Annotated in this window: 21 protein-coding genes, 1 tRNA gene and 2 pseudogenes; 13 read left to right on the forward strand and 11 right to left on the reverse strand. The window is 68.0% G+C overall.

The window, feature by feature from the left end; genetic code table 11:
• Window positions 1-60: 60 nt before the first annotated feature.
• A pseudogene (locus tag GR168_RS06235) lies at window positions 61-1,272 on the reverse strand (gamma-glutamyltransferase); the annotation flags it as partial.
• Here GR168_RS06235 and GR168_RS06240 point away from each other — a divergent pair.
• Window positions 1,270-1,608: pseudogene (locus GR168_RS06240) on the forward strand (SRPBCC family protein); the annotation flags it as partial. The pseudogenes GR168_RS06235 and GR168_RS06240 overlap by 3 nt on opposite strands.
• Here GR168_RS06240 and GR168_RS06245 read toward each other — a convergent pair.
• Both GR168_RS06245 and GR168_RS06250 read right to left on the reverse strand, forming a co-directional pair.
• The gene (locus GR168_RS06245) at window positions 1,605-3,251 is read right to left on the reverse strand and encodes an MFS transporter (RefSeq protein ID WP_159370313.1); all 1,647 of its coding nucleotides are present in this window, start codon (window positions 3,249-3,251) and stop codon (window positions 1,605-1,607) included. The pseudogene GR168_RS06240 and the gene GR168_RS06245 sit on opposite strands and share 4 nt — an antisense overlap.
• Window positions 3,252-3,303: 52 nt before the next feature.
• On the reverse strand, window positions 3,304-3,969 hold the full coding sequence (locus GR168_RS06250; protein WP_065630806.1) for a TetR/AcrR family transcriptional regulator: 666 nt from the start codon (window positions 3,967-3,969) through the stop codon (window positions 3,304-3,306).
• Between the two features lie 151 nt (window positions 3,970-4,120).
• Between GR168_RS06250 and GR168_RS06255 the strand changes: the two genes are divergently transcribed.
• Entirely contained in the window at window positions 4,121-5,344 is a 1,224-nt protein-coding gene (locus GR168_RS06255) for an oxygenase MpaB family protein (protein WP_058251559.1), read from the forward strand.
• A 7-nt stretch (window positions 5,345-5,351) separates the two neighbouring features.
• Here GR168_RS06255 and GR168_RS06260 read toward each other — a convergent pair whose 3' ends face one another.
• On the reverse strand, window positions 5,352-6,677 hold the full coding sequence (locus tag GR168_RS06260; RefSeq protein WP_159370314.1) for an acyltransferase: 1,326 nt from the start codon (window positions 6,675-6,677) through the stop codon (window positions 5,352-5,354).
• Between the two features lie 318 nt (window positions 6,678-6,995).
• Here GR168_RS06260 and GR168_RS06265 point away from each other — a divergent pair.
• A tRNA-Arg gene (locus GR168_RS06265) sits at window positions 6,996-7,071 on the forward strand.
• Window positions 7,072-7,116: 45 nt separating this feature from the next.
• Here the strand turns inward: GR168_RS06265 and GR168_RS06270 are convergent.
• Window positions 7,117-8,079, reverse strand: coding sequence for a helix-turn-helix domain-containing protein (locus tag GR168_RS06270; RefSeq protein WP_159370315.1), 963 nt, complete (start codon window positions 8,077-8,079; stop codon window positions 7,117-7,119).
• Window positions 8,080-8,161: 82 nt separating this feature from the next.
• Here GR168_RS06270 and GR168_RS06275 point away from each other — a divergent pair, with 82 nt between their 5' ends.
• Genes GR168_RS06275 through cobF form a run of 3 tightly spaced genes read left to right on the forward strand, consistent with a single transcriptional unit; the run spans window position 8,162 to window position 9,990 of the window.
• The gene (locus tag GR168_RS06275; RefSeq protein ID WP_159370316.1) at window positions 8,162-8,386 is read left to right on the forward strand and encodes a hypothetical protein; all 225 of its coding nucleotides are present in this window, start codon (window positions 8,162-8,164) and stop codon (window positions 8,384-8,386) included.
• Window positions 8,387-8,416: 30 nt separating this feature from the next.
• Complete coding sequence (locus tag GR168_RS06280) at window positions 8,417-9,226, forward strand: SDR family oxidoreductase (protein ID WP_068972458.1); 810 nt, start codon at window positions 8,417-8,419, stop codon at window positions 9,224-9,226.
• A gap of 2 nt (window positions 9,227-9,228) precedes the next feature.
• A complete protein-coding gene (gene cobF, locus GR168_RS06285) occupies window positions 9,229-9,990 on the forward strand; it encodes a precorrin-6A synthase (deacetylating) (RefSeq protein WP_159370317.1) in 762 nt (253 codons plus the stop codon).
• Between the two features lie 154 nt (window positions 9,991-10,144).
• On the opposite strand, the gene GR168_RS06290 is transcribed toward cobF, so the two are convergent.
• Window positions 10,145-10,894, reverse strand: a complete 750-nt coding sequence (locus tag GR168_RS06290) for an ABC transporter permease (RefSeq protein WP_058251553.1) — start codon at window positions 10,892-10,894, stop codon at window positions 10,145-10,147.
• 9 nt (window positions 10,895-10,903) lie between these two features.
• Window positions 10,904-11,644, reverse strand: a complete 741-nt coding sequence (locus tag GR168_RS06295; protein ID WP_159370318.1) for a 3'(2'),5'-bisphosphate nucleotidase CysQ — start codon at window positions 11,642-11,644, stop codon at window positions 10,904-10,906.
• A gap of 25 nt (window positions 11,645-11,669) precedes the next feature.
• Here GR168_RS06295 and GR168_RS06300 point away from each other — a divergent pair, with 25 nt between their 5' ends.
• The 4 genes from GR168_RS06300 to GR168_RS06315 all read left to right on the forward strand — a co-directional run bounded on the left by GR168_RS06300 (window position 11,670) and on the right by GR168_RS06315 (window position 14,513).
• Entirely contained in the window at window positions 11,670-12,560 is an 891-nt protein-coding gene (locus GR168_RS06300) for a DNA-formamidopyrimidine glycosylase family protein (protein ID WP_058251551.1), read from the forward strand.
• A 53-nt stretch (window positions 12,561-12,613) separates the two neighbouring features.
• The gene (locus tag GR168_RS06305) at window positions 12,614-13,357 is read left to right on the forward strand and encodes an SDR family oxidoreductase (protein ID WP_159370319.1); all 744 of its coding nucleotides are present in this window, start codon (window positions 12,614-12,616) and stop codon (window positions 13,355-13,357) included.
• A gap of 66 nt (window positions 13,358-13,423) precedes the next feature.
• Complete coding sequence (locus GR168_RS06310; protein ID WP_159370320.1) at window positions 13,424-13,960, forward strand: hypothetical protein; 537 nt, start codon at window positions 13,424-13,426, stop codon at window positions 13,958-13,960.
• Window positions 13,961-13,979: 19 nt separating this feature from the next.
• A complete protein-coding gene (locus GR168_RS06315) occupies window positions 13,980-14,513 on the forward strand; it encodes a hypothetical protein (RefSeq protein ID WP_159370321.1) in 534 nt (177 codons plus the stop codon).
• A 47-nt stretch (window positions 14,514-14,560) separates the two neighbouring features.
• Here the strand turns inward: GR168_RS06315 and pgi are convergent, their stop codons facing one another.
• Window positions 14,561-16,258, reverse strand: coding sequence for a glucose-6-phosphate isomerase (gene pgi / locus GR168_RS06320; protein WP_159370322.1), 1,698 nt, complete (start codon window positions 16,256-16,258; stop codon window positions 14,561-14,563).
• A gap of 104 nt (window positions 16,259-16,362) precedes the next feature.
• On the reverse strand, window positions 16,363-16,722 hold the full coding sequence (locus GR168_RS06325; protein WP_033203695.1) for a chorismate mutase: 360 nt from the start codon (window positions 16,720-16,722) through the stop codon (window positions 16,363-16,365).
• Between the two features lie 98 nt (window positions 16,723-16,820).
• Between GR168_RS06325 and GR168_RS06330 the strand changes: the two genes are divergently transcribed.
• Window positions 16,821-18,662, forward strand: a complete 1,842-nt coding sequence (locus tag GR168_RS06330) for a hypothetical protein (RefSeq protein ID WP_159370323.1) — start codon at window positions 16,821-16,823, stop codon at window positions 18,660-18,662.
• A 164-nt stretch (window positions 18,663-18,826) separates the two neighbouring features.
• Here GR168_RS06330 and GR168_RS06335 read toward each other — a convergent pair whose 3' ends face one another.
• A complete protein-coding gene (locus GR168_RS06335; protein ID WP_159370324.1) occupies window positions 18,827-20,383 on the reverse strand; it encodes a hypothetical protein in 1,557 nt (518 codons plus the stop codon).
• Between the two features lie 217 nt (window positions 20,384-20,600).
• Here GR168_RS06335 and GR168_RS06340 point away from each other — a divergent pair, with 217 nt between their 5' ends.
• Window positions 20,601-23,102 carry a UvrD-helicase domain-containing protein gene (locus GR168_RS06340; RefSeq protein WP_159370325.1) on the forward strand — a complete coding sequence of 834 codons (2,502 nt, stop codon included), beginning with the start codon at window positions 20,601-20,603 and terminating at the stop codon, window positions 23,100-23,102.
• Window positions 23,103-23,361: 259 nt separating this feature from the next.
• Here the strand turns inward: GR168_RS06340 and GR168_RS06345 are convergent, their stop codons facing one another.
• Entirely contained in the window at window positions 23,362-24,531 is a 1,170-nt protein-coding gene (locus GR168_RS06345; RefSeq protein ID WP_159370326.1) for a M23 family metallopeptidase, read from the reverse strand.
• A 437-nt stretch (window positions 24,532-24,968) separates the two neighbouring features.
• On the opposite strand from GR168_RS06345, the gene sucC reads away from it, so the two are divergent.
• Window positions 24,969-26,132 carry an ADP-forming succinate--CoA ligase subunit beta gene (gene sucC, locus GR168_RS06350; protein WP_010843609.1) on the forward strand — a complete coding sequence of 388 codons (1,164 nt, stop codon included), beginning with the start codon at window positions 24,969-24,971 and terminating at the stop codon, window positions 26,130-26,132.
• Window positions 26,133-26,136 lie beyond the last annotated feature (4 nt).

The raw sequence follows: 26,136 nt of genomic DNA on the forward strand, positions 1-26,136 counted from the left end.
CTAGTGCCCCTCGGAACCGATCGGGGCAACGCCGTTTTCGAGAACCCGTGGCGCGACGGTCTACCGCAGCGTCGCGTTGTCGCCCATCACCGCGCCCTCGCGGCGCGGATCGGCGCCGCCGATCCAGCCGCCGCCGTGTCGCAGCAGTGCGCTGAGCCCGCTCGACTGTTCCTCGACCGACACCTCGGCTCCGCGTTCCCGGAGGCCGCGGACCAACGGATCGTGTGCGCCGTCGTCCGTGGTGTCGACGAGCGGGTGTTCGCCGCCGACGTTGGAGGTCGGGGTGTTGGCCGAGCCGAAGTCGATCATCGACACGGCCTGCTGGGGATCGAGGCCCCAGTCCAGCATCCCGACGATCGTCTTGATGACGAACTGGATGATCACCGACCCGCCGGGGGAACCCAGGGCCGCGACCACCTCGGCCGGCGCTCCGTCGGCGCCGGGCTGCAGAACGAGTGTGGGCGCCATCGATGAGCGCGGCCGCTTGCCCGGCGAGACCCGGTTGGCGAGCAGCGTCCCGTCGTCGTCGCGGGGTTCGGCGGAGAAGTCGGTCAACTCGTTGTTGAGTAGGAACCCGTCGACCATGTGGTAACTGCCGAAGGCGGATTCGATGGTCGTCGTCATCGTGGCGACGTTGCCGTACCGGTCGGCGACGGTGATGTGACTGGTTCCGTGTTCGGTGCCCGGGTGCGACCCCAGGGGCACCGGTCCGAGGTCACCCGCCGGCGCCTCGCCGAGCGAGGAGTCGGGTGAGATGAGCGCTGCCCGAGACCGCAGATAGGCCGGATCGAGGATGGTCGCGACCCCGCGCCCGGGCAGCGGGACGAAGTCCGGGTCGGCCACATACTTGTCGCGATCGGCGTAGGCGAGGCGTTCGGCCTCGGTGACGAGGTGCACGGCGGCTGGGTCGGGACGCCCGCCGTCGGCGTCGAGATCGGACGGCGGCATCGACGGCAGATCGAAGTTCGCCAGGATGCCCAGCGCCGACGCGACGGCGATCCCGCCGGACGACGGTCCGGGCATGGCCACGATCTGTCGCCCCCGATAGGTGGTGACCACCGGCTCCCGGGCGATGGCACGGTAGTCGCGTAGATCCTGCTCGGTCATCAGGCTCGGTGTCATGCCGCCCGCGGTGCTGCCCGCCTCGGCGACGATGGCTCGGGCGAGCGGCCCGTCGTACATCGCGCCCGCGCCGTCGGCGGCGAGGGCGCCGAGCGTCTTGGCGTACGCGGGGTTGACGAGCCGCGTGCCCGCCGGCTTCGCGGCACCGTCACCCGGTTCGAGCCGACGACGGAGAAGACCAGCGGACTCGGCGCGAAGTTCGCGGTCTCGATGGACGTCGGGCCGAAGACACTGAAGTCGGTGGTCGAGTGCACCGAGTACGTCGAGAACGAGCTCATCGAGTTGAAGGCCGTCGAGGGTTTCGACGCGAACACGACGTGGCGGTTCGCCGACGCGGACGGTGGATCGGGCACCGAACTCGACGTCGAGATCAATTACAACCTCCCCGGCGGTATGGCGGGCAAGCTCCTCGGCAAGGTCGTGGGTCCGTTCGCCGCTCAGGCGGTGCGGCACACGGAAGCGACGATCAGGAAGAAGATCGGCTAGGAGCCGGATTTCGGCTCGGGCTCGGCAGACTTCCGTTCGAGCGCCGGACCGGGTTCCGGTATCCGGTTGGGCAGGTGCCGCGAGAACAGCAACGCCAGCACGAGCAGGCCGAAGACGACGAACAGCGACTGCTGCAGGGCTGCGATCTGCGAATCCGAATAGGCCTGTGACACCGCCTGTGCGGACTCCTCCGAGCCGCCCGCATCGAGGACGAGGGTGCGCGCCTCGTCGGCGGAGATGATCGGCACTCCCTGGTCGTCGACGGCGGCGATGATGCGTTGCTGGTCGGTGGGGGAGAGGTTCTCGGCGTCGTTGACCGCCGACACGAAGCCCGACGACAGCATGAGCAGGAAGACCGATCCCGCGACCGCGGTGCCGAACGACGACCCCAGGTTCTGGAAGGTGCCCTGCAGGCCGCCGACCTCCGAGGTGTCCTTCTCCTCGACGGCGGACATGTTGACGTTGCCGAGTTGTGAAGCGAGCAGACCGAAGCCGGCGCCGACCACGAACATGCCCGCGGCGAAGGCGGCGTTGCGCAGATCGATTCCCACCGAGGCGATGACGAGGAGTGTCCCCAGCGCCATCGTGATCTGTCCGCCGCGGGCGATGAACCGTGCGGAACGCCGTGCGGTGAGCCAGGATCCAAGGATCGAGAACAGGACGAGCCCGACCGAGAGCGGCAGGATCTTCACCCCGGTCTGCAGTGCGTCGCGTCCGAGCATCGTCTGCAGGTAGACGGGGACCACGAAGAACAGGGCGGCGATCGCGAAGTACTGGGCGAGGAAACCGCCGAGTCCGCTTCGGAGAGCAGCGATGCGGAAGAGTTCGACACGCAGCAGCGGTTGGCGGCCGGACTTCGCCAGGGTGCGCTGCCGCAGGACGAACAACCAGAGCACGACGACCCCGGCGAGCAACAGGTATGCCACGGGGGAGACGCCCAGCGGGGCGATCTCGTCCCCGCCGATCTCCGGCGGATGCTGCGGCTTCAGCCAACCCCACGTCTTCGATTGCAGTACGCCGTAGACGATCAGCGACAGGCCGCCGGCGGATGCCACGACGCTGAGCGGGTCGATGCGTACCTCCGGGTCGCGGGGTACGTCACGAATCAGCTTGGCCGCGAACAGGACCGCCACCATGACGACGGTCTCGGCGACGAACACGTAGCGCCACGACAGGTATGTGGTCATCACGCCACCGAGCAGCGGGCCGACGGCGGCGGCCAGCCCGGTGACCGCGCCCAGGATCGAGAATGCGGTGACCCGGGCCTTGCCCGTGTAGTTGATGGCGGCCAGCGATGCGATCGCAGGGATGACGAGCACCGCGCCCAGCCCCTCGACGAGTGACCAGCCGATGAGCAGGACGGTCAGGTTGGGACTCAGCGCCGTGGTCAGCGAGCCGATGCCGTAGATGACCGCACCGATCTTGAATGCTCTTGCGCGCCCCATCAAGTCGCCGAGCTTGCCTCCGGTCAGCATGAAGGCGGCCATCGTCAGCGCATAGAAGGTGATCGCGGCCTGCATGCCGGTGATCGAGGTCCCGAGGTCGTCGGCCACGACCGAGATGGACACGTTCATCACGGTGCTGTCGAGCACCATCACGAACTGTGAGACGGCCAGGATGATGATCACAGACCAAGAGCGCATCGTCAGTCTCCTCAGATGTGGTGAGCGCTCTGATCTTTACAGGTTCGGCGGTTTACTGCGCGGGATTGAGCATCGGTACGAGGAACTGGCGCGCCACCGTGGCGAGCTGCGCGTCGTCGGTGATGTCGACGACGCGGCTGGGCACGGTGAGGAACGACGCGGAGATGCGGACCATCATCTCGGCCACGAGATCGACGTCGAGTTCGTCGGAGATGTTGCCCGCCAGCTGTTCCCGGCGCAGCTGGGCGGCGACGAAGTGCTGGACCGTCGCGAGCAGCATGCCGTCGCCGCCGATCATCGATTCGATCAGCATGCTGGGCTCGGCGTCGCTGATCTCACCGATGAGCGGGTTGCCGGAGATCGCCCGCAGCGAACCGACGAACCCGACGACGACGCGGTCGGCCACGGTGTCGGCGCGGGGGATCTCCGCGCGGAACCGGTCGAAGTACCGACGGAACTCGCGGAGCACCACCTGGTCGACCAGGGCGTCCTTGGTGGCGAACTTGCGATACAGGGTGACCCTCGTGACGCCGGCGCTCTTCGCCACCTTCTCCATCGGCGTCCGTTGCACGCCCAGCCGGCAGAAGAGTTCGAAGGCCGCGTCGAGCAGACGTTCGGCGGTGGGATCGGCGGCCTCGTCGGACTGAGCCGCGGATTCGAGAAACGCCCGCTGGAGAAGCGAGCTGGACAGCGGAGCGCCGGACGGCTGCGTGGTCATTCGCCTCACCCCCTTCCTCACATCATGACCGCATGAGCTTCCATGATCGCAAAATTCGCGAAAGAGGTGTGTTCTGGACCACGCGGTGGTAACAATGATACAAGGATACGTTGTTTGGCACATTGATACATGGAAGTGATGGGACGGGGTCATGGAAGATCTGAACAGGCGGAACCTGATACGCGCGGGCGGTGTCGTCGGCGCAGCCGGTGCGGTCGCGGCGCTCTCGCAGACGACGCCGTGGACGTGGTCGCCGGCGAACTCGGTGCCCGGCCGTGGGCGCGGCGCGGACCCGCGGCAGCTGTGGGACGACGAGGCCGACCCGGTGATCGCCAAGGTCATCGACAGCGGGCAGGTGCGCAACGTCAATCGCCTGCTGCGCACGTGGCATCGTAACTCGCAGCCGCTGCCCGCCGGGCTGCCCTCGGAACTGCGCGACTTCATGGAGCACGCTCGTCAGCTGCCCGCGTGGGCCGACCAGGCCAAGCTGGCCGACGCGGTCCGATTCAACCAGAAGCGCGGAACCTACCTCGGCGTCCTGTACGGCTTCGCCAGCGGCATGATGAGCACCGTCATCCCGCGCGAGGCCCGGTCGGTCTACTACTCCAAGGGCGGATGGGACCTCAAGGACCGCATCACCAAGACCGCGAAGCTCGGATACGACATCGGATCGCTCAACGCCTATCAGCCCGGCGGCGAGATGATCGTGACCTGCGTGAAGACCCGTATGGCGCATGCCGGCGTGCGCCACCTCCTGCCGCAGTCGCCGCACTGGGTGCACGGCGCGACGGAGAAGAAGCCGATCAGTCAGGCCGACATCATGGTCACCTGGCACAGCCTGCCGACGACCGTCATGCGCAACTTCGACAAGTGGAACGTCCCGATCGCGGCCGACGAATCCGCCGGATTCCTGCATTCGTGGCAGATCACCGCTCGCCTGCTGGGCGTCCAGGACGAGTACATCCCCGCCTCCTGGGCCGCCGCCGACTCGCAGGCGCAGCAGGTCCTCGACCCGATCCTGGCGCCGACCCCCGAGGGTCGCAAGCTCGCCGACATGCTGCTCGACCTCGGCATGAACCTCGACCTCTCGCTGATCTCGCGCGGCGTCCTGGGGGCGCTCACGCGATTCGTGCTCGGTGACAAGGTCGCCAACTGGTATCAGATCCCGCGGGAGCCCGTGTGGAGCCCGCTGCTCGAGACGGCGTGGGGTCCGTACGTACAGATCCGCGAGGGTCTGCTCAATGTCGGCATGCCGCGTGAGGCCTACTGGCTGTTCGACGAGTTCCTCCGCCAGTTCGTGCTCTTCTACATGTCCGAACTGCGGATGCCGATCAACATCGAGATCCCGGTGATCAACAACCCGAAGTACAACTAGCCAGAAACTAGCCGGCGGACTCCTTCTCAGCCCCTGCCGACTCACCGACTTCCACCGCCCGGTCCTGCTTCTTCTTGTTCCGCTTCGGCAACAGGGGGATGCGGGGACGGGCGGTGAGCCATTTGCTGAACGGTAGGCGTAGGAGGACGTCGACGAGCGCCAGCGAGGCCGTGAGTACCAGCACGACCAAGATGATCGAGCGCAGGATCGCCGAATGCGGGAACCAGTCGAAGAGGCCGCTGAGGAATCCGACGCGACCGAGGACGTCCAGGATCAGCGGGTGTACCGCGAAGACCCCGAAAGCGCGCAGGGTCGCCTGGGACACCAGTTTTCCGCCGGCAGGCCGGCCGGCCGCGCGTCGGTCATCCCAGACGAGGCCGATCAGCCACAGCAGGACGAAGCCGCCGATGTACCAGGGGAGCGACACCGGGTTCCAGGCCGTGTTGGCCTTCCACGGCACGTTGCCCGGCGATGTCGCCAGCAGGTATCCGACAACGGTGAAGGCCGCGCAGCCCGCCGCGACCAGGACGACTGTCGCCATGTGGTCGCGGAGCCAGCGGTCGACCGCCTCGCGGTGCTGCGCGGCCAGCACGCCCATGGTGATGAAGAGCGCGTACATCGGCAGCGTCTTCCACAGGTGCTGGTAGGCGACGTCCCACGCATGACCCGACGGCCGGGGTAGGTACTGGTAGATGACGAACACCAGGAGCTGGATCGCGGTCCCGCCGGCCAGCATCAGCCACGGCCGGCTCCGGCCCCGCTCGAACAGCCACGAGATCAGCGGGAAGAACAGGTAGATCTGCATCGAGATCAGCAGGAAGTACAGCTGGTACTTGCCCTCGCCGACGAGGAGGTCGTGTGCGAGGCGGGGCGCCATCTCGCCGATCGGCGGGAACGGATTGTCGGCGATGATGATGTGGTCGGTGATCGTGTAGATCAGCGTCCATGCCAGGTAGGGGCCGACGACGAGCCCGAAACGACGCCGCCAGAACTGCCACGGCGACATCTCCCGACCCTGCATGCTCAGCACGAGGACGTAGAGGGTCACCGCCACGAAGCCGTATCGGGTCAGGTGGCACAGGGTGCCGACGAGATTCGCGCCCCTGATCTCGTCGGCACCGCCGTTGATGGCGTTGATGCTGTGCGCGACGACCACGAAGGTGAACAGGACGACCCGGACGAAGTCGGCGGTGTGCGCCCGACCGCGGGGCTTGGTCGTGGGCGCGGGAGGGGCCGACTCGGCGGGACGGCGTGCCACGGAGTCCGCAGACCCTTTCGCGCTGGTCGTGGTCTCGTCGTCGGCGGTGGGTGCCGACCCTGATGCCGCATGCACCAACGAAAAGACCTCCCCGGGTGAAACGGTAGAACGTATGCGGTAGGCAGTGTACGGACACAGGCTGGCAGGAACCTCAACGCCGGGGTGTCCTCAGTGGTGACGATCACAGCCGGAAATGTCCGGTTCGCGTCGGGGTCGATCGTACCGGTGCTCGCATTCCGACGCCGGGCGTCACACATCGTCGTGGGTGTTCCCGGCGACGGGGGGCGAACTACACGATCTTCACCATCTGAGGTGTGTGGTGTGGCCGGGTGAGGTCGCTCGCGTAGACTCCCGCTGTCGGGGAGCCGCGCCACCGTGGGCTCTTCGCGGTCCGCCTTCGTAGCTCAGGGGATAGAGCAACCCTCTCCTAAAGGGTAGGTCGTAGGTTCGAATCCTACCGAGGGCACCAGTCCGGCCGTTCCACTGCGCGAGTGCCGTCTCGCGGGGTTTCGGGCTACGAACTCGCGCCGGATTTCGCGAACCGCCGACGGTAGACGAGTGGCGAGACGCCGACACTCGCGGCGAAATGGTGTCGCAGCAGCGTCGCCGACGTGAAGCCGACCTGGCGTGCCACCTCGTCGACGCTGGCGGTGGTCGTCTCGAGCAGGTTCTTCGCCGACAGCACTCGCTGTTCGGTCAGCCAGCGGCGAGACGAGATGCCGACCTCGTCGACGAAGCGACGCGCAAAGGTACGTCCGGACATGTGCATCCGGGACGCCATGTCGTCGATGCTGATGTCGCGGTCGAGGTTGGCCGTCATCCAGGCCAAGAGCGACCCGAAGCCCTCGTCGGTGCACGCCGGCATCGGGGCCTCGACGAACTGGCGTTGTCCGCCGTCGCGGTGCGGCGGCACGACCATGCGCCGCGCGATGCGGTTGGCGACGGCCGGTCCCCAGGATTCGCGGACCAGATGCAACGACGCGTCGATCCCGGCGGCAGTGCCGGCGCTCGTGGTCACGGGTCCGTCGTCGACGAAGAGGACGTCGGTGTCGACCTGCGCCTGGGGGAACATGCGCGCGAGATGGTCGCCGTAGCGCCAGTGGGTGGTGCACCGACGGCCGTCGAGGAGTCCGGCCGCGCCGGCGACGAACGCGCCCGAGCAGACGGTGAGGACACGTCCGCCGTTGTCGACGACCGCCCGGATGGTGTCCAGGATCTCGACGGGGTAGTCGCCGCTGACGCTTCCGCCGGGGATGACGACGAGATCGACGTCGCGGCACTCGTCCAGGGTGTGCGACACCTGGATCGACACCCCGTTGCCGACGGCCAGCGCGGTGTCGGGGTCCGGTGTGGCGACCCGGAAGTCGAAGGCGGGGACGTCGTCGTCGGTGCGGTCGAGGCCGAACACCTCGTGCACGACACCGAATTCGAAGAGCGCGACGTGTCCGTACAGGAGGACACCAACCGAATGCAGCACCTGACCAGTATGGCAGATAATTTGCGAACATTGACTGAACTGCCACTGGTGGCCGAAATGATGTGGGCGGAGGATTACTGCCATGACACTCCTCTTCATACTCGCCCTTGTCGTCGTCGCCTCGGTCGCCGGCGCAGCCGGCCTACTGAGTCTCACCGCGCGACGTACCCCCGTCGGCCAGCGGACGCCGGGCCAGCGGATTGCCGACTGGTTCACCCGGAATCCGAGGCGCCCCTACGGCCCCGACACCGAGCGTGTGGCTGCAGAACTGAGCATCCTCACCCGCCGGTACGACAAGCTCATCTGACCCGCCGGCCGCTGCGCTACCGTTGCGGTCGTGAGTTCACAGACTGTCCTCGTGACCGGCGCGACCAGTGGCATCGGGGCCGAGGTCGCCCGCCAGTTCGTAGCCAGGGGACACCGGGTCTACGGCACCACCCGCAATCCGGATTCCGTGCGCAACCCGATCCAGGGCGTCACCTATGTACGGCTCGACAACGCCGACTACGAATCCGCCGAGTCCTGCGCGGCCCTCGTCGGCGACGTGGACATCCTGATCAACAACGCGGGCGAGTCCCAGGCCGGTGCGCTCGAGGACACCTCGATGGCGGCCGTCGAGGATCTGTTCCGGGTCAACGTCTTCGGGCCGATCGCGCTGACCAAAGCGGTGTTGCCCGGCATGCGTCTCCGGCGCCGGGGCACGGTCGTGATGGTCGGGTCGATGTTGTCCAGCTTCCCGGTCGCCTTCCGGTCCAATTACGCCGCGACCAAGTCGGCGCTGAAGGCTTTCGCGCTCGCGTCGCGACGCGAGTTGGCGCCGTACGGGATACGGATGATCAGTGTCGAACCCGGCACGATCGCCACCGGCATCGGTGATCGCCGCAGCATTCACATCGGCGACGACTCGCCCTATCGCGCCGAGTACGAGACGCTCGCCGCCGCCACCCGGCGCAACGAGGACGCGGGCATCAGTGCGGCGAGCATGGCCACCCAGATCGTCGACGCCGCGCTGGCCGAGCATCCGAAACCGTTCTACGCCAAGGGCAATCAGGCGGGAGTGGTCTTCCTGCTCCGGCGTCTCGCGCCGCGACAGCTGATCCTGGACATGACCGCGCGCAAGCACGGACTCCCGAAGGTGAAGATCTGACCGTGCGACTCACCTTGCGAGTCATCGGGATCGGGCCCGGCGGACCGCGTCAGATCACGCTGCAGGCGATCGACGCGATGGCCGACGTCGATGCCTTCCTCGCGCTGGAGAAGGGCACGGCGAAGAGCGGCCTGCTCGACGCACGCCGCGCCATCCTCGACGAGCATGCGCGCCAAGGGCATTCGCTGGTGGAGATCCCCGACCCGCCACGCGACCGGGAGCCGGCGGACTACGACGCCGAGGTCCGGCGCTGGCACGCCGCGCGCGCCGAGCTGATCGCCGGCGCACTGCGCGACGAGGTCGGCGACGGGGGAGTGGCAGCTTTCCTCGTCTGGGGCGATCCCGCCCTCTACGACAGCACGCTGCGGATCGTCGACGATCTCGCCGCCCGCGACGACCTCGAACTCGAGGTCGAGGTCATCCCCGGCGTGACCAGCGCGAGCGCGCTCACGGCGGCCCACGGCGTCGTCGCCAATCGCGTCGGCGAACCGATCCACACGACCACGGGCCGACGCCTCGCGGAGACGCCCGCGGGCGCCGACGCGAATCAGATCGTGATGCTCGACGCCGACCTCACCTTCCGGCACACCGCCGACCCGGACGATCACATCTGGTGGGGCGCCTACGTCGGCACCGAGGACGAGATCCTGATCAGCGGCAAGGTCGGTGAGGTGACGGACCGGATCGTCGAAGCTCGCGCCGAGGCCCGGGACCGGATCGGCTGGATCATGGACATCTATCTGCTGCGGAAGAGTCGCCGCTAGCCGGACCCTTCGTGACGCGCCCTCCGCAAGCTCCGGGCGCTCCTCAGGGAACGGAGGGGCTGCGCTCGCTTCCTCGCACCTCGGGGCCCACCCCGCTCCCTGAGGAGCGAGCTTGCGAGCGTCACGAAGGGTCCTGGTGAGATGCGTCGCCAGATCACAGGTGCTCTCGCGCCACCAGTTCCACCGTCACGAGCATCGCGATGGAACTCACCGCGAGCAAGGCGATCAGCACGAACATCTGCATCGCCGCGGCCGCCCACACCGACGCCCCGCCGAGGACCATGCCGACGAACGCGCCGGGGATCGTGACGAGTCCCACCGACTTCGTCTGATCGAGGCCAGGGACGAGCGCGGTCGCCGAGGGCGGGCCGGCGATCTCCATCCGCGCGTCCCGCGGGTCGAAGCCGAGCGACAGCGCGGCTTCCACCTCGCCGCGACGGACCGACAGCTCGTCATGCGCCCGGCGTCCGGCGAGCGAGGCGGTGACCATCGCGCCGCCGAGCATGATGCCGGCAGTGGGGATCACGGCGATCCCGCGGGCGGGAAGCACACCGACTGCCACCAGAGCGGTCACGATCGCGATCGTCGGCGCCGCCACCGGCCCGGCACACCACGCGGTTCCCGCCAGGCGGGGACCCCCCGGTCGCACGCGTCGGGCCGAGGTCCAGGACGCGGCGGTCGCCATCACCGCGACGAACAGCGCTGAGGCCCACAGGTGGGGGATGACGGCGGCGAGCACGGCAGCCAGCGCCGCGAGTTGCGCGCCGGCCCGGAGCGTGGCGACGACGGTCTCCCGGGCCAATCCGCTCCGACGGTTCACCAGCACGGCGACCACGGCCAGCAGTACGACGGCCACCACCAGTGCGGGCCCGATGCGCACCACCGCGTCGCCGATGCCGTTCACCGGTTCAGTTCACCAGATCTGACGCAGCGCGCCGAGCATCTCCTCGCTAATCTCGCTGCGGCAGATGACGAAGTCCGGCATGTACGGATGCCGGTTGTTGTACACGATCTCCGACCCGTCGAGGCGACTGCAGTGCAGTCCGGCCGCCAGCGCGACCCCCACCGGCGCCGCGTTGTCCCACTCGTACTGACCGCCGGCGTGGACATAGGCATCGGCATCGCCGCGGACGACGGCCATCGCCTTCGCGCCGGCCGAACCGACCGGCACCATCTGCAGACCCAACCGGTTCGCCACGTAGCTGGTCTCATACGAGCCGCCCCACCGGGAGGTGACGAGACGCCGGGTCAGTTCGCCGGTGGTCTCCGCGACGGTGTCGGAACGGAACAGTTCACCCGTCGCAGGCAGCGACACCGACGCCTCGGTGACGATCCCGCTCTCGGTCAGGGCGACGTGTACGGCCCAGTCCGACGAGCCGCCGGCGAATTCCCTTGTGCCGTCCAGGGGGTCGATGATCCACACGCGCGACGCGGTGGCCCGGTCGCCGACGTCGGCGGCTTCCTCGGACAACACCGCGTCGCGTGGCCGGTGTTTGCGGAGCACCGTCGAGATCCACGCCTGCGCAAGCGCATCGCCCACATCGCCGAGCATCGCGCCGCCGAGCAGGTCGCCCGAACGGATTCCGAGGAGTACTTCGCCGGCTCCCTGCGCGATCCGGGCGGCCAGCTCGGCGTCGGAAAGTCGGGAGTTCATCCCACAACTAGAGCACACTGGTGGCATGCCTGAGCTCCCAGAGGTGGCCGCCATCGCCGACTACGTCGACGGCCGTGCGGCCGGACTGCCGATCCGCCGGGTCGACGTCGCGTCGTTGTCGGTCCTGAAGACCGCCGACCCGCCCTACACGGCGCTGATGGACCGGATCGTCGAATCCGTCGGCCGGGTGGGGAAGTACCTGGTCATCCGTACCATTCCCGGTTCGGCGGCCACTGCGTCAGAGCCGTTGCTGCAGCTGGTCATCCATCTGTCGCGGGCGGGCTGGGTGCGGTGGAGCGAGGACCTGTCGCCCAAACCCCTGCGGCCGGGCGGGAAGAGCCCGATCGCCCTGCGCGTGCACTGCGGCCTACCCGGTGAGGGGTTCGACGTCACCGAGGCCGGGACGCAGAAACGACTCGCGGTGTGGCTGGTCCGCGACCTCGCCGACGTCGAACGGATCGCCGGTCTGGGACCCGACGCGCTCGAGCTGACGTCCGAACAGTTCGCCGAGATCCTCGCCGGCACCACCGGCCGGATCAAGAACGTGCTCACCGACCAGCACACCATCGCCGGGATCGGCAACGCCTACTCCGACGAGATCCTGCACACCGCACGCCTGTCGCCGTTCGCGTCGTCGAAAACACTGAAGGCCGACCAGGTCGCGACCCTCTACGACGCCATGCGCGGCGTGCTCACCGACGCGACCGGGCGTCTGGAGGGGCAGGCCGTCGCGCGGCTGAAGTCCGAGAAGCGCACCGGTCTGCGTGTGCACGCCCGCACCGGCCTGCCCTGTCCGGTGTGCGGCGACATCGTCCGCGAGGTGTCGTTCGCGGACCGGTCCTTCCAGTACTGCGCCACGTGCCAGACGGGCGGGAAGGTGCTGGCGGACCGTCGGATGTCGCGGTTGCTGAAGTAGGTCGCGCCGGGCGACCGGGAAGGCAGAACTTACCGGCCGGTAGCCTGGTCCTCGTGACGACACGGCAGAGGATTCTCATCACGGGTGCGAGTTCGGGGCTCGGGGAAGGCATGGCCCGACGATTCGCCGCCCAGGGACGTTCGCTCGCCCTCGCGGCGCGCCGCCGCGAGAAGCTGGACGCGCTGGCCGGCGAACTGCGGCCCACCGCCGCACAGGTCGAGGTCGCGACGCTGGACGTCACCGACGTCGACGCCGTCCCCGAGGTCTTCGGGAGGCTGGCCGACGGTCTGGGCGGTCTCGACCGGGTCATCGTCAACGCCGGACTCGGCAAGGGCGCACCCCTCGGCACCGGCAAGGCCGCCGCGAACATCGAGACGGTGCAGACCAATCTCGTCGGCGCGCTGGCCCAGGCCGAGGCGGCGCTGGAGATCTTCCGCGCGCAGAACGCCGGGCACCTCGTGCTGATCAGCTCCATCTCGGGTGTTCGCGGCATGCCCAAGTCGCAGGCCGCCTATTCGGCGTCGAAAGCCGGGCTGACGGCGCTGGGGCAGGGACTCCAGGCCGAGTTCGCGTCGTCGCCGATCACGGTGTCGGTGGTCGCGCCGGGCTACATCGAGACCGATATCAACCGAGGCGTGCAGACGTCCCTGATGGTCGAGACCGACAGGGGCGTCGACGCGCTCGTCAAGGCGATCGAGGCGGAGAAGGACTGGGCCCCGGTGCCCGCGTGGCCCTGGACACCCATCGCGGCCGCGCTGAAGTTCCTGCCGGCGTCGGTCAGCCGCCGACTGGTCTGACTTGTGTAGTTCGTTCAGACAGTGGATGTTTCGCGTTCGACTCCGGCGACGGGCTACCGTTACGGGATGGGTGTTCATCGGTTCGAGCGGCTGATGGCCGTCCTCGCCGCGTGCGCCGCGGGGTCTGGCGTTCTCGCGGGTTGTGCGCCTGCGGCACCGCACGATCGCGATCCGATCCCCTCGCCTCCGGCGTCGACGTCAGCGCCGCCGCCCTCCACCAAGATCGTGACCGCCGGCCCACAGCGTGACGAGGGGCCGGTGATCAGACGGTTTCCGCTCCTGCAGGGTTCGGTGATCGAGGGTTGGACGGCCGGCACCCTCGGTGGCAACTCGTCGGACAGGGTCCCCGGACCATCCACGTACTGGTTCGACGCGGTCGTGAACGTCGGTACCGAGCGCGCGGCAGCATGGGCGGGGCAGTACGACGCCGATCCGGTGGCCCCGCCTGACTCGGTGGCGGGCGCGTTGCGCGACCTGGTGCCGCCCGGCGGCTTTGTCGGCGGGCCCGCCCTCGACCGTGCGTTTTCGTCACCGGAGTGGCGCGCGACGGTGTACCTGTCGCTGACGACGGGTCGCGTGGTCGTCCTGGGTATCGACGACTGACCTGCGTAAGGTGGCCGTCGTGGCGAACAAGCAGGGACAAGTGGTGGCCTCGGGCGCGTTTCAGGTGTTCGGCGCTCGACAGCGGGATCAGGTCGGCGAACTGCTCGGCGAGATCTTCGACCGCACGGACATCGCGGCCTTGGGCTCCGACTGGCGGGGCATCGTCTACTTCACCCTCTCCGACGACGAGACCACCGCCGCCGACACGGTTCTCGGCTTCGACCCGTCGAGCGGGACCTCGGGTGAGCTGGCCACCGTCGACGAGGTGTACGAGGCCGTCCGGACCGGCGACGTCGCCGAGGCCGTCGACGTGGCGAGCTTCGATGCGTGGCGGGAGGCGACCGGTACCCGCGCCCTGGACATGGGTGCCTGCGTGCCACCCGCCCTGTATGAATTCCTCGGCGGTGATCCCGCCGAACGAGACGTCGAGCCAACCGATCTCGTCACCTACGTGGCGACCGTGGCCGCGATCATGGGCCGCATCCAGTCGCTCGGCGTCGAACCCGGGGACGAGATCCCCGATGCGGTCTTCGACGAGGAGTACTGGACCTAACCGCCGGTTGAGCCGCCCTTGTGCCGGTTGAGCTTGTCGAAACCCCCTCAGACCGCGCGGCCTCGTCGTTCCCGGTACCACGTGACGAGGGCGTCGGTCGACGAATCGTCGTGTGTGTCAGGGGCTTCGGGTCGGGTGATGGTGCCGAGTAGTTCCTTGGCCTGGGTCTTGCCGAGTTCGACGCCCCACTGGTCGAAGGGGTTGATGCCCCAGATGGCGCCTTCGACGAAGACCTGGTGCTCGTAGAGCGCCACGAGCTGGCCGATCACCGAGGGGGTGAGCTGCGGGGCGAGGATCGAGGTGGTGGGGCGGTTGCCCGGCATCACCTTGTGGGCCACGACATGTGCGGGCACGCCCTCGGCGGCGATCTCGTCGGCGGTCTTGCCGAAGGCGAGCACCTTGGTCTGGGCGAAGTAGTTGCTCATCAGCAGGTCGTGCATGGAACCCGAGCCGTCGGGAGCGGTCGGCAGGTCGTCAGTGGGTTCGGCGAAGCCGATGAAGTCCGCGGGCACCATCCGCGTGCCCTGGTGCAGCAGTTGGTAGAAGGCGTGCTGGCCGTTGGTTCCCGGTTCGCCCCAGAAGATCTCGCCGGTGTCGGTGGTGACGTGCTGGCCGCCGGCGGTGACCGACTTGCCGTTGGATTCCATCGTCAGCTGCTGCAGGTAGGCGGCGAAGCGGGCCATGTCGTTGCTGTAGGGCAGGACCGCGCGAACGCCGACATCCCAGAAGTTGTTGTACCAGAGGCCGATCAGGCCGAGGATGACCGGCGCATTGCGTTCGAGGGGCTGGGTGCGGAAATGCTCGTCGACCAGGTGGAAGCCGTCGAGGAACTCGGCGAAGCGTTCTTTGCCGATCGCGGCCATCACCGACAGCCCGATCGCGGAGTCGACCGAGTACCGGCCGCCGACCCAGTCCCAGAAGCCGAACATGTTGTCGGTGTCGATGCCGAACTCGGCCACTTCGGCGGCGTTGGTGCTGACGGCGACGAAATGCTTTGCCACGGCGTCGGTGTCGGCGTCGAGCGCCTGCAGGAGCCAGGTGCGTGCGGCGGCGGCGTTGGTGAGTGTCTCGAGAGTTGTGAAGGTCTTCGAGGCGATGATGAACAGTGTCGTCTCGGCGTCGAGGTCGGCGAGGGTGCCGACCATGTCCGCGGGGTCGACGTTGGAGACGAAGTGGCAGCGGATCCCGGCGTCGACGTAGTGGCGTAGCGCCTGATAGACCATCACCGGACCGAGGTCGGAGCCGCCGATGCCGATGTTGACGACGTCGGTGATGGGTTTTCCGGTGTGTCCCTTCCACTCTCCGCTGCGGAGGCGGTCGGTGAACTCGCCCATCCGGGTCAGGACCTCGTGCACGTCGGCGACGACGTCCTGGCCGTCGACGGTCAGTGTCGCATCGGCCGGCAGGCGTAGCGCGGTGTGCAGGACGGCGCGGTCCTCGGAGGTGTTGATGTGGGCGCCGGCGAACATGTCGTCGCGGATCTCCTCGAGACCGACCTCGCGGGCCAGGCTCATCAGGAGTTCGAGCGTCTCGCGCAGCACCCGGTGCTTCGAGTAGTCGATGTGCAGATCGCCGACGTCGACGGTGAGTTCGCGCCCGCGCGTGGGATCGATCGCGAACACCTCACGCAGGTGCATGGCGTACACATGCGGCTGATGAGCCGCGAGCGCCTGCCAGGACTGCGTCGCGGTGATGTCGCCGTGGTCGGTGCCGGTGAAGTCGCTGCCAGGTGCCTGGGTGCTCATGACCACCAACCTTATGTGCTCGGCGTCGTGCCCGCGACGGTCGTCACACGTGGCGCGCAGGCGTCAGCGGATCACCGCGTCGTCGGTGTCCCGGGGCCGACAGGTCAGCGGCCCAGTGGCCCTCGCCCCAGACGCAGCAGCAGCATCGCGAGGGTGTGCCCCTCCTGACCGAGATCCTGGAAGCGCTCGAGCACCTTCACCTCGCGGCTGTGGACCAGGCGAGGGCCGCCGGAGGCCATGCGTGCGGCACCGATCTTCTTCGACACCGCCGACCTGCGCTTGATCGCGGCGAGGATCACGGCGTCGAGCCGGTCGATCTCGAGCCGCAGCTGGTCGATGTCGTCGGGCAGGTCGCCGACCTCGGACGAGAGCTCGTACTTGTCGAGGTCGATCGAGTGCTCGAACGACGTGCCGCCGGAAGGGCGGGGGTCCTGAGCGCCGGGGCTGGGGCTGCGGTCGGTCACGCGCCCGATTTTGCCACGACGCCCCGCGACGGCCCGCACGCGGCCGAGTCACCCGACCCGACCACGACGCAGCTCGCGCCACATGGAAACTGGAGCGCATGCCCAACGCGCGGATGGTGTCCCTCGTCGCCCTGTCCCTGATCGTGGGTCAGCTGATCATCCGCGGCTGGCTCGTCGCGACGGGCAACTTCTACTGGGACGACCTGGTCCTCGTGGCACGCGCGTCGTCGAACCCGATCCTGTCCTGGGAGTACCTGGGCCACAGTCACGACGGGCACTTCATGCCGGCGGCGTTCCTGCTCGCCGGGGTGGCCACGTGGCTGGCACCGCTGAACTGGGCGCTGCCGGCGCTGATGCTCGTGGCGATGCAGGCGATCGCGTCGGTGGCGGTGTGGCGGATGGTGCGGGTCTTCGCGCCGCGCGCCCGCATCGGTGCACTCGTCGCGCTCGCGTTCTATCTGTTCAGTCCGATGACGGTGCCCGCCTTCGCCTGGTGGGCGGCCGGCCTCAACACCCTGCCCCTGCAGGCGGCGATGGCGTGGATCGTCGCCGACGCGGTCCGCCTCGCGCGCGGTGACGTCGACGACGCGCGACGCCGGCTGGTGTGGATCCGCTCGACGATCGTCTTCCTGATCGCGCTGGCGTTCTTCGAGAAGTCGTTGTTCATCCTCCCGGTGGCGCTGGTGGCCGCGGTCCTCGCGAACGGCGGTCCCCGCGCGACGACGGCGACGCTGCGGGCCGCCCGGGAGCTGTGGCTGGCGCTGACCGTCGTCGCCGCGTCGTGGGTGGCGGTGTACTTCATCACCACCGACCCGACGTCGGGTGAGCATTCGGTGGCGCAGACCGCGCGCCTGGTCTGGCGGTCGGTGACCGATGCGATCGTGCCGTCGCTCGTCGGCGGGCCGTGGGAATGGGAGCGGTGGACGCCGAGTCCGCCGACCGGCTTCCCACAGATGTGGATGATCGTCGGCGGCTGGCTGGTGCTGGCCGCGGTGACCTGGTGGGCGGTGGCCCGCAGACGCGGCGGCGCGGCGATCGTCGTGTCCGCGTTGATCTACGCCGTGGCCGCCCAGATCCCGGTGATGTGGAACCGGTCGAGTCCGCAGACGGCGATCGAACTCGCCCAGCACATGCGCTATCTCCCGGACACGGCGCTGGTGTTCACCATCGCTCTGGCCCTGCTGTGCGCCGCGCCGGCCCGGTCCACCGACGTGGGCGGACGGCATGCGCGCACGTCCGACGCCGAGGCCGGGCGAGATGAGGAGCGGTCGGCCGCGCTGCCCGCGTTCGCGTCCGTCGTCGGTGCGCTCGTCGTGGTGTCCGCGCTGGTGTCGCTGGTCTCGTTCTCGTCGTCGTGGCGGGACAACCCGACCGGTGACTACCTCGAGACCGCGACCGCGTCGCTGCACGACGCCGCGATGCAGGGGCCGAATGGCGTGACCATGCTCGACCAGTCCGTGCCCCTGGAGATCCTGCAACCCTTCGTCTACCCCGACAACCAGGTCAGCCGCATCTTCGGCCGCGTCGAACCCCGCCCCGACTTCGGGGTGGCCACCGACCGGTTGTTCGTGCTCGACACCGCGGGAAATCTCGTGCCCGGCGGCGTGACGCAGCGTCGCACCATCTACGCGGGGGCGGGGACCTGCCGGACCCCGGAGGTCGACGGACCCACCCGACTGCGACTCGACGGTCCGCTCTTCTCCTGGCCCTGGACGATCGCGCTCAGCTACTGCGCGACCCGGGACGGCGAGATCGAGATCGCGCTCGCGGACGGGGAAGCGGTCCGGGCACCGGTTCGCGCGGGACTGGGGTCGGTGTATGTCCGGATCAACGGTGGCGGCGACCACGTCGATCTGCGGCCCCTGACGCCGGGGCTGCGGCTGCACACCGGCGCCGGCCGGGTGGGCGAGGCCGCCGAGGCGCGCTTCGCGGGCGGCTGAGTTTTAGTGGTGTGTCTCGGAAATAAGCGACTGGTCTCCGGCGCTCGATCGGCGCCTGGCTGCGTTGTCGTCGGTCGCGATAGCTCCGCTATCCCTCCCTCCTCCGCCTTCCAGACCACCGATCGCTCCACCGGATACCGGCCACCTATTTCCGAGACACACCACTAGTCGTAGTAGAACGCGGAGATGTTGTCGCTCTGGTTCTCCGCGGCGATGAGGGCTCGCAGCGCCGACGCGGTCTCCTCCTCGGCGACGAAGTAGACGACCTGCGCGTCGCCCGCCGCTGCGACCTGCTGCTCCATCTGCTTGCGGAGCACCTCGGTGCCTTCCCAGGACGGATCGAAGGTGCCGCCGACGATGTGGTCCTGATACCCCTCACCGAAGGTGATGTGCATGTTGCCGTCGGTGCCGATGCCGTCGAAGACGTAGTCGCCGCGCTTGATCGCGTAGTAGCTCGGCAGGCCGGTCACGCCGGAGCCGAACCGGGCCTGTGCCGGTTCCTTGTTGCCGGTGCGGACGTAGACGATCTCGGTGTTGGTCTGCTTCTCGTTGTTGTCGATGAGATCGTTCAGTTCGTCTGTGGTCGCGTCGATGAACGCGAGATAGGTGAAGGTGTACCGCGACGCGATGTTGGTGTCCGGCGGGAGGTTGGTCGCCGCGCAGCGGGTGGTTCCGTTGCGTCCGAAGTCGACCCGCAGGACCACCTTGCACTCACCGCCGACGGCGCCGGGCGGGCGGTTGCCGACCGCGAAGTTCAGCGTCAGGCCGTAGTTGAAGTGGCCGCGGACGTCGTCGGCGTACGGGCTGCCCTGCACGGTGTAGTCGAAGGCGCAGGACGAGGTGGTGCATGCACCCGTCTGGCGCGAGGACACCACCGGCTGCTCCATCCAGAGGCCGGGAGCGGGCACCGACAGCAGGTCCGAGACGAGTGCACGCTGGTTCGCGAACACCTTCTGGGCCTGGTCGGCCGGCTGCAGGCTGACCGCGGCGTCGATGTCGTAGGTGACCGGGCCCTGCACGCTCTGACCCTTGACGTTCGTGACGTTCTTCGTCTCCGGGTCGAAGGTGACCTCCCACGCTCCGATCTTCACCTTGTCGTCGCCGACGAACTCGATCGGCGGGTCGGTGGTGGGCCAGCGCCGGGCGTCGGGGGTGCCCTTGTTGGGCGCCGGGAGCTCGGCCCCGAGCTGCGGCGCGTCGCCGTTCTCGATGTTGCCGATGTCGCCGGCGAGGTTGTCCGGGCCGAGGATCGTGCCCAGGCGCGGCAGGCTGGTGAAGCGGGTCGAGGCCCACTTGTTGTCGAGCGGCGCGGCATCGAGATTCGTCTTCTCGGCGTCGACGAGGAGTTCGTTCCACAGAGCGCCGGGGGCGCTGAGGAACGGGCTGTTGCCGATCTGCCGGTACTCGCCCTGCTGTGAGCCCAGGGTGATCGTGCCCTCGGCGGTGTTCGACGTGGTGACGATCAGGTCGTCGAACTCGACCGTCCCCTCGCCGCGCTCGTCGTCGTACTTGTAGGTGACCTTGCCGGTGAACTTCGCCGCCGGGCTGGTCGCCATCTTGAACAGCACCTCGTCGAGGCTCTTCTGCGCGCGGAAGGCGGGGGTGGGCTCCACGGTGCCGGCGCTGCTGAACGGGACGAACGACAGGACGAGCGCGATGACGAGGGCCAGTGCTCCGACACCGAGGGCGATGGCGGCGGGGATGATGGACGGTCTCTTCATGGCGCCTCTTCCTGCTCGCCGGGGCGTCGTCGCCGCGTGCGAGTTGTTCGCAGACAGGGCACCCCGAGCCGGTGATACCGCGTCATATTAGCCGCGGGACACGGCGATCGGGGCCTCAACCCACGGGGCCGGTCGGCTGTTCGGTCGACCACGTGCCGGGGTGGAGCGGACCGGCCGACGGGGGTCTGTCGGCGGTGGCGGGTAACCTGGACAACCGATGAACAGCTCTTCTTCTGCCCCCCTTCTCGCCGGTCGCGCGGGCGCCGCTCCCTCGGGTGCGGCCGCCGACGACCGGGTCGCGCGCCTGCTCGACGGTCTCAACCCGCAACAGCGCGCCGCGGTGCTCCACGCCGGCGCGCCATTGCTGATCGTGGCGGGCGCGGGCTCGGGCAAGACGGCGGTGCTGACCCGCCGGATCGCCTACCTGCTCGCCGCGCGGGACGTCACGCCCGGGCAGATCCTGGCCATCACCTTCACCAACAAGGCCGCCGCAGAGATGCGCGAGCGGGTCATCGACCTCGTCGGCCCCCGCGCCGCCTACATGTGGGTCTCGACCTTCCACTCCACATGCGTGCGCATCCTCCGGGCGCAGTCGGGGTTGCTGGAGAAGATGAACTCCAACTTCTCCATCTACGACGCCGACGACTCGAAGCGGTTGTTCGGCATGGTCATCCGGGACCTAGACCTCGATCCCAAGAAGTTCAGCCCACGCGGGGTCTCGGTGGCCGTGTCGAACTTCAAGAACGAACTGATCTCGCCCGACGAGGCGCTGGCCGCGGCACCCGAGGACGACCCGACGTCGACGACGATCGCGCAGATCTACGCCGAGTACCAGCGCCGTCTGCGCGCCGCGAACGCCTTCGACTTCGACGATCTGATCGGGGAGACCGTCGCTCTGCTGCATCGGCATCCGCAGGTCGCGGAGTATTACCGGCGCCGGTTCCGTCACGTTCTCGTCGACGAGTACCAGGACACCAACCACGCGCAGTACGTGCTCATCCGCGAACTGGTGGGGGAGCAGACCACCGCGAGTGGTCTGGAGCCCTCGGAGCTGTGCGTCGTCGGCGACGCCGACCAGTCCATCTACGCCTTCCGCGGCGCCACCATTCGCAACATCGAGGAGTTCGAACGCGACTTCCCGTCCGCCGAAACCGTTCTGCTCGAACAGAACTACCGGTCGACACAGACGATCCTGTCGGCGGCCAACGCCGTCATCGCGCGCAACTCGAACCGGCGCGAGAAGAAGTTGTGGACCGACTCCGGTGACGGCGAACTCATCGTCGGCTACGTCGCCGACTCCGACCGTGACGAGTCGACGTTCATCGCCAAGGAGATCGAGGAACTCACCGACTACTCGATCGGGGGGAGCTCGAGCCACAAGTACTCCGACATCGCGGTGTTCTACCGCACCAACACCGGCTCGCGTGCGATCGAGGAGGTGTTCGTCCGGCACGGGATTCCGTACAAGGTCGTCGGCGGCACCAAGTTCTACGAGCGCAAAGAAGTGCGGGATGTGGTGGCCTACCTGCGGGTGGTCGCCAACCCCGACGACTCGGTCAGCCTGCGCCGGATTCTCAACACCCCTCGGCGCGGTATCGGCGATCGCGCGGAAGCCTGCGTCGCCGTGCATTCGGAGAACACCGGACGGAGCTTCTACGAGTCGCTGATGGACGCTGCCGAGGGCAAGGTCGCATTGCTCAACACGCGGGCGGTCAAGCAGATCGGCGGGTTCGTCGAACTCATCGAAGGGCTCCGGTCGGACTTCCTGACCCACTTCGGCGAGGCCGGCACGGAGGACGCGGATGTGGCCTTCCTCGATGCCACCGAGGAGTCGGCCGACATCGGTGAACTCGTCGACGCGATCGTCGAGCGCACCGGCTACCGCGCCGAACTCGAGGCGTCCAACGATCCGCAGGACGGCGCACGCCTCGACAACATCAACGAACTCGTCGCCGTGGCACGGGAATTCAGTGCCGACGCCGCGCAGGTCGACGCCGATGCCGACGACCCCGACGTCGAGGTGGACCGCGAGGGCGAGCCCGAACCCGGTTCGCTCGCAGCGTTTCTCGAGCGGGTCTCACTCGTCGCCGACGCCGACCAGGTGCCCGACGAGGGCGAGGGCGTGGTCACGATGATGACCCTGCACACCGCCAAGGGCCTCGAGTTCCCGGTCGTCTTCGTCACCGGTTGGGAGGACGGCCATTTCCCGCACATGCGCGCGCTCGGCGACCCGGCCGAGCTGAGCGAGGAACGGCGCCTGGCCTACGTCGGGATCACGCGCGCCAAGCAGCGTCTGTACCTCACCCGGTCGGTCACCCGCGCCTCCTGGGGGCAGCCGGTGTCGAACCCGGAATCCCGCTTCTTGCAAGAGATCCCGCAACACCTCGTCGACTGGCGCCGAACCGAACCCAAGCGCTCCATGCGCGGCTTCGGCGGATCGTCGGGCGGCGTGTTCGGCCGCGACGGGGCATTCTCCGGTTCGGGTGGTTCGTCGATGGGCCGTGGCCGGTCGTCGTACTCGTCGGATCCGGCGCGCGGACGCAACAAGCAGGTTAAGCTCGACATCGGCGACCGACACAACCATCCGAAGTACGGCATGGGCAAGGTCGTGGCCAAGGAGGGCAGCGGCGCCACCGAACGCGTCACCATCGACTACGGCGGCAGCGCGGGACGCGTCACGCTTCTCACCGCGGGCGGGATTCCCGGGGACAAGCTCTAAAGGCGGGCCAGACCCTTCGTGACGCTCGCAAGCTCGCTCCTCAGGGAGCAGAGATTGACGCTCGCCAGCTCATTCCCCGGTTCGATTGGAAATTCTCGTCCCCCTCAGCATGGTCGAAGGGCAATGTGCCCTTCAATCATGCTGAGATGGACGAGAATTTACGTCAGTTCGCAATCCGGCCAGGTATCACTACGGATGCGCAGCGTGAGTGCGCTGGAGTGGCGCCACCAAGCAAAAGGGGACCTGTGGGGCCCTTCTGCTAGCCGGTGTAGCCGGAGAGCTTCACGCCCTTGGCGGCGAGCCAGGGCACGGGGTCGATCTTGGTGTTGCCGTTCTTCCACACCTCGAAGTGCAGGTGCGGGCCGAACGAGAAGCCTTCGTTGCCCACCAGGGCGATGACGTCGCCGGCGGTGACGCGCTGGCCTTCGGTGACCAGGACGCCCGAGGAGGCCATGTGGCCGTACATGGTGACCGTGCCGTCGGCGGCCTGGATCTGAACCCAGTGGCCGTATCCCGACGCGGGCTCGGCCTTGATCACGACACCGTCGGTGGCGGCGTGGATCGGGGTGCCGAGGGGAGCGGCCATGTCGATGCCGCCGTGCATGGTGCCCCAGCGCATCGCGAAGGCGGAGGTGAAGTCGTAGCTGCCGAGCGGGATCGGCGAGGTGAAGAGCGGGCGCCGGGCCAGGGCCTCGCGACGATCCTGGTCCGCCGCCATCTTGGCGCCCACACCCAGCTGGTTGGTGAAGACGTTCATCTGGTCGGTCTGGGCGGTCGCAGCAGCGACGCCGGGGCCCAGTTCCACGGGTGCGGCGCCCGGGGCGGTGGCGTCGTTGACGGCCGCGGCGTTCACGGGTGCGGGCGCCTCGTCGTTCGTGCCGACCTGGGCGACCGCGGCGACGGCCGCGCCGGCGGCCATGGCGATGAGGGCTGCGCGTCCGCCCTTGAGGGCGTTCGGCGGCGCCGCGATGCGGTGCTTGCCGCCACGTCGGACCCGTTGTCCGGCCGGATTCGTCCGGAAGGGGCGATGCTCGGTGTCGTCATCGAGATCGTCGTCGTCGAGCGAACGGAGTTCGCCCCCGTCGAAGATGTCGAGCTCGGCGCCCTCGACGTCGAACGGCTCGTCGTGCTCGTACCGATCGAACTCGTGCTCGGGGATCAGGATGTCCTGAGTGATCTCCGAACGGGTGGGACGGTAGTAGCCCTGCCACGACGACGGCGTCCAGCCGGCGTCGGAGTGCTCGCGAGTGGAGGTGTCGGAGTCTGCGAAGTCGAACTCGTAGTCGGTGAGGTCGTACCCGGCCGCGTCGTCGGTGTCGACGATGGGGATGATCGTGGTCATCTCTTCCGCTGTGACGTCATCGATCAACCCGCCCGATCGGACGCGGCCCGATCCGCGTGAGACACCGAGTCCCGCCAAATCGTCCACCTCATCTCTTCGCTACCGCATCTCGTCGCCGGCGGATCGAAGTCACCGTCCGTAATCCTTCTGTGACCACCGCTGAGAGCCGACGGTAACGAAATGATTGCGGCAAGTCCAACCGTAGAAAGCGACAAACCGGCATATTGTGAGCTGAGTCACATGACTGGTCGCCGAGTATAGAAATGCCGGATCTTCTGTTCACTACAGCAAATTCAACCTGTGAAGACCGCGCACCGATGGATTCTGCGGTCGTCGCAGTTCATGGGGTCGCACCGTCGCTGTGGACCTCACGTCCCGACGTCAATACTGTGAGAACCGACCGAGCGAGTGATCTGTCGCACAAGCGCAGGGTGCGCGCGGGGTGGCGATTTCCGACAGGTTTAAAGTCCGATATGGCCCGCATTACACCCTTGCGCGGGCAAATCTACGAGATGGTGAGCTGAATGGATCTCTTCGAATACCAGGCGAAGGAACTGTTCGCCAAGCACGGGGTTCCCACCACACCCGGTCGGGTGACCGATGATGCCGCCGATGCGCGGGCGATCGCCGAGGAAATCGGCAAGCCCGTGATGATCAAGGCGCAGGTCAAGACCGGCGGGCGTGGCAAGGCAGGCGGCGTGAAGTACGCCGCGACCCCGGACGACGCGCAGTCCCACGCTTCCAACATTCTTGGCCTCGACATCAAGGGCCACGTCGTCAAGAAGCTGCTGGTCGCCGAGGCCAGCGACATCGCGGAGGAGTACTACATCTCCTTCCTGCTCGATCGCACCAACCGCTCATACCTGGCCATGTGCTCGGTCGAGGGTGGCATGGAGATCGAAGAGGTCGCGGCGACCAAGCCCGAGCGCCTCGCGCGGGTCGCCGTCGACGCCGTGAAGGGTGTCGATCTGGAAACCGCGCGCTCGATCGCCGAGCAGGGCCATCTGCCTGCCGAGGTGCTCGACGCCGCAGCGGTCACCATCGCGAAGCTCTGGGAGGTCTTCGTCAAGGAGGACGCCACCCTGGTCGAGGTCAACCCGCTCGTCCGCACTCCGGACGATCAGATCCTCGCCCTCGACGGCAAGGTCACCCTCGATGCCAACGCCGACTTCCGTCAGCCCGGCCACGAGGAGTTCGAGGATCGCGACGCCACCGATCCCCTGGAGCTCAAGGCCAAGGAGAACGACCTCAACTACGTCAAGCTCGACGGCGAGGTCGGCATCATCGGCAACGGCGCGGGCCTGGTCATGTCGACCCTCGACGTGGTCGCCTACGCCGGTGAGAAGCACAACAACGTGAAGCCCGCGAACTTCCTCGACATCGGCGGCGGCGCCTCGGCCGAGGTCATGGCTGCCGGCCTCGACGTCATCCTCGGCGACGAGCAGGTCAAGAGCGTCTTCGTCAACGTCTTCGGTGGCATCACCGCATGTGACGCCGTCGCCAACGGCATCGTCGGTGCTCTCGAGAAGCTGGGGTCCGACGCCAACAAGCCGCTGGTCGTCCGCCTCGACGGCAACAAGGTCGACGAAGGCCGCAAGATCCTGGCCGATGCGAACCACCCGTTGGTCACGCTCGCCGAAACCATGGACTCGGGCGCCGACAAGGCCGCCGAGCTGGCGAGCAAGTAAGGGA

This window comes from Gordonia sp. JH63, assembly GCF_009856645.1.
GTDB classification, from domain to species: domain Bacteria; phylum Actinomycetota; class Actinomycetes; order Mycobacteriales; family Mycobacteriaceae; genus Gordonia; species Gordonia hongkongensis.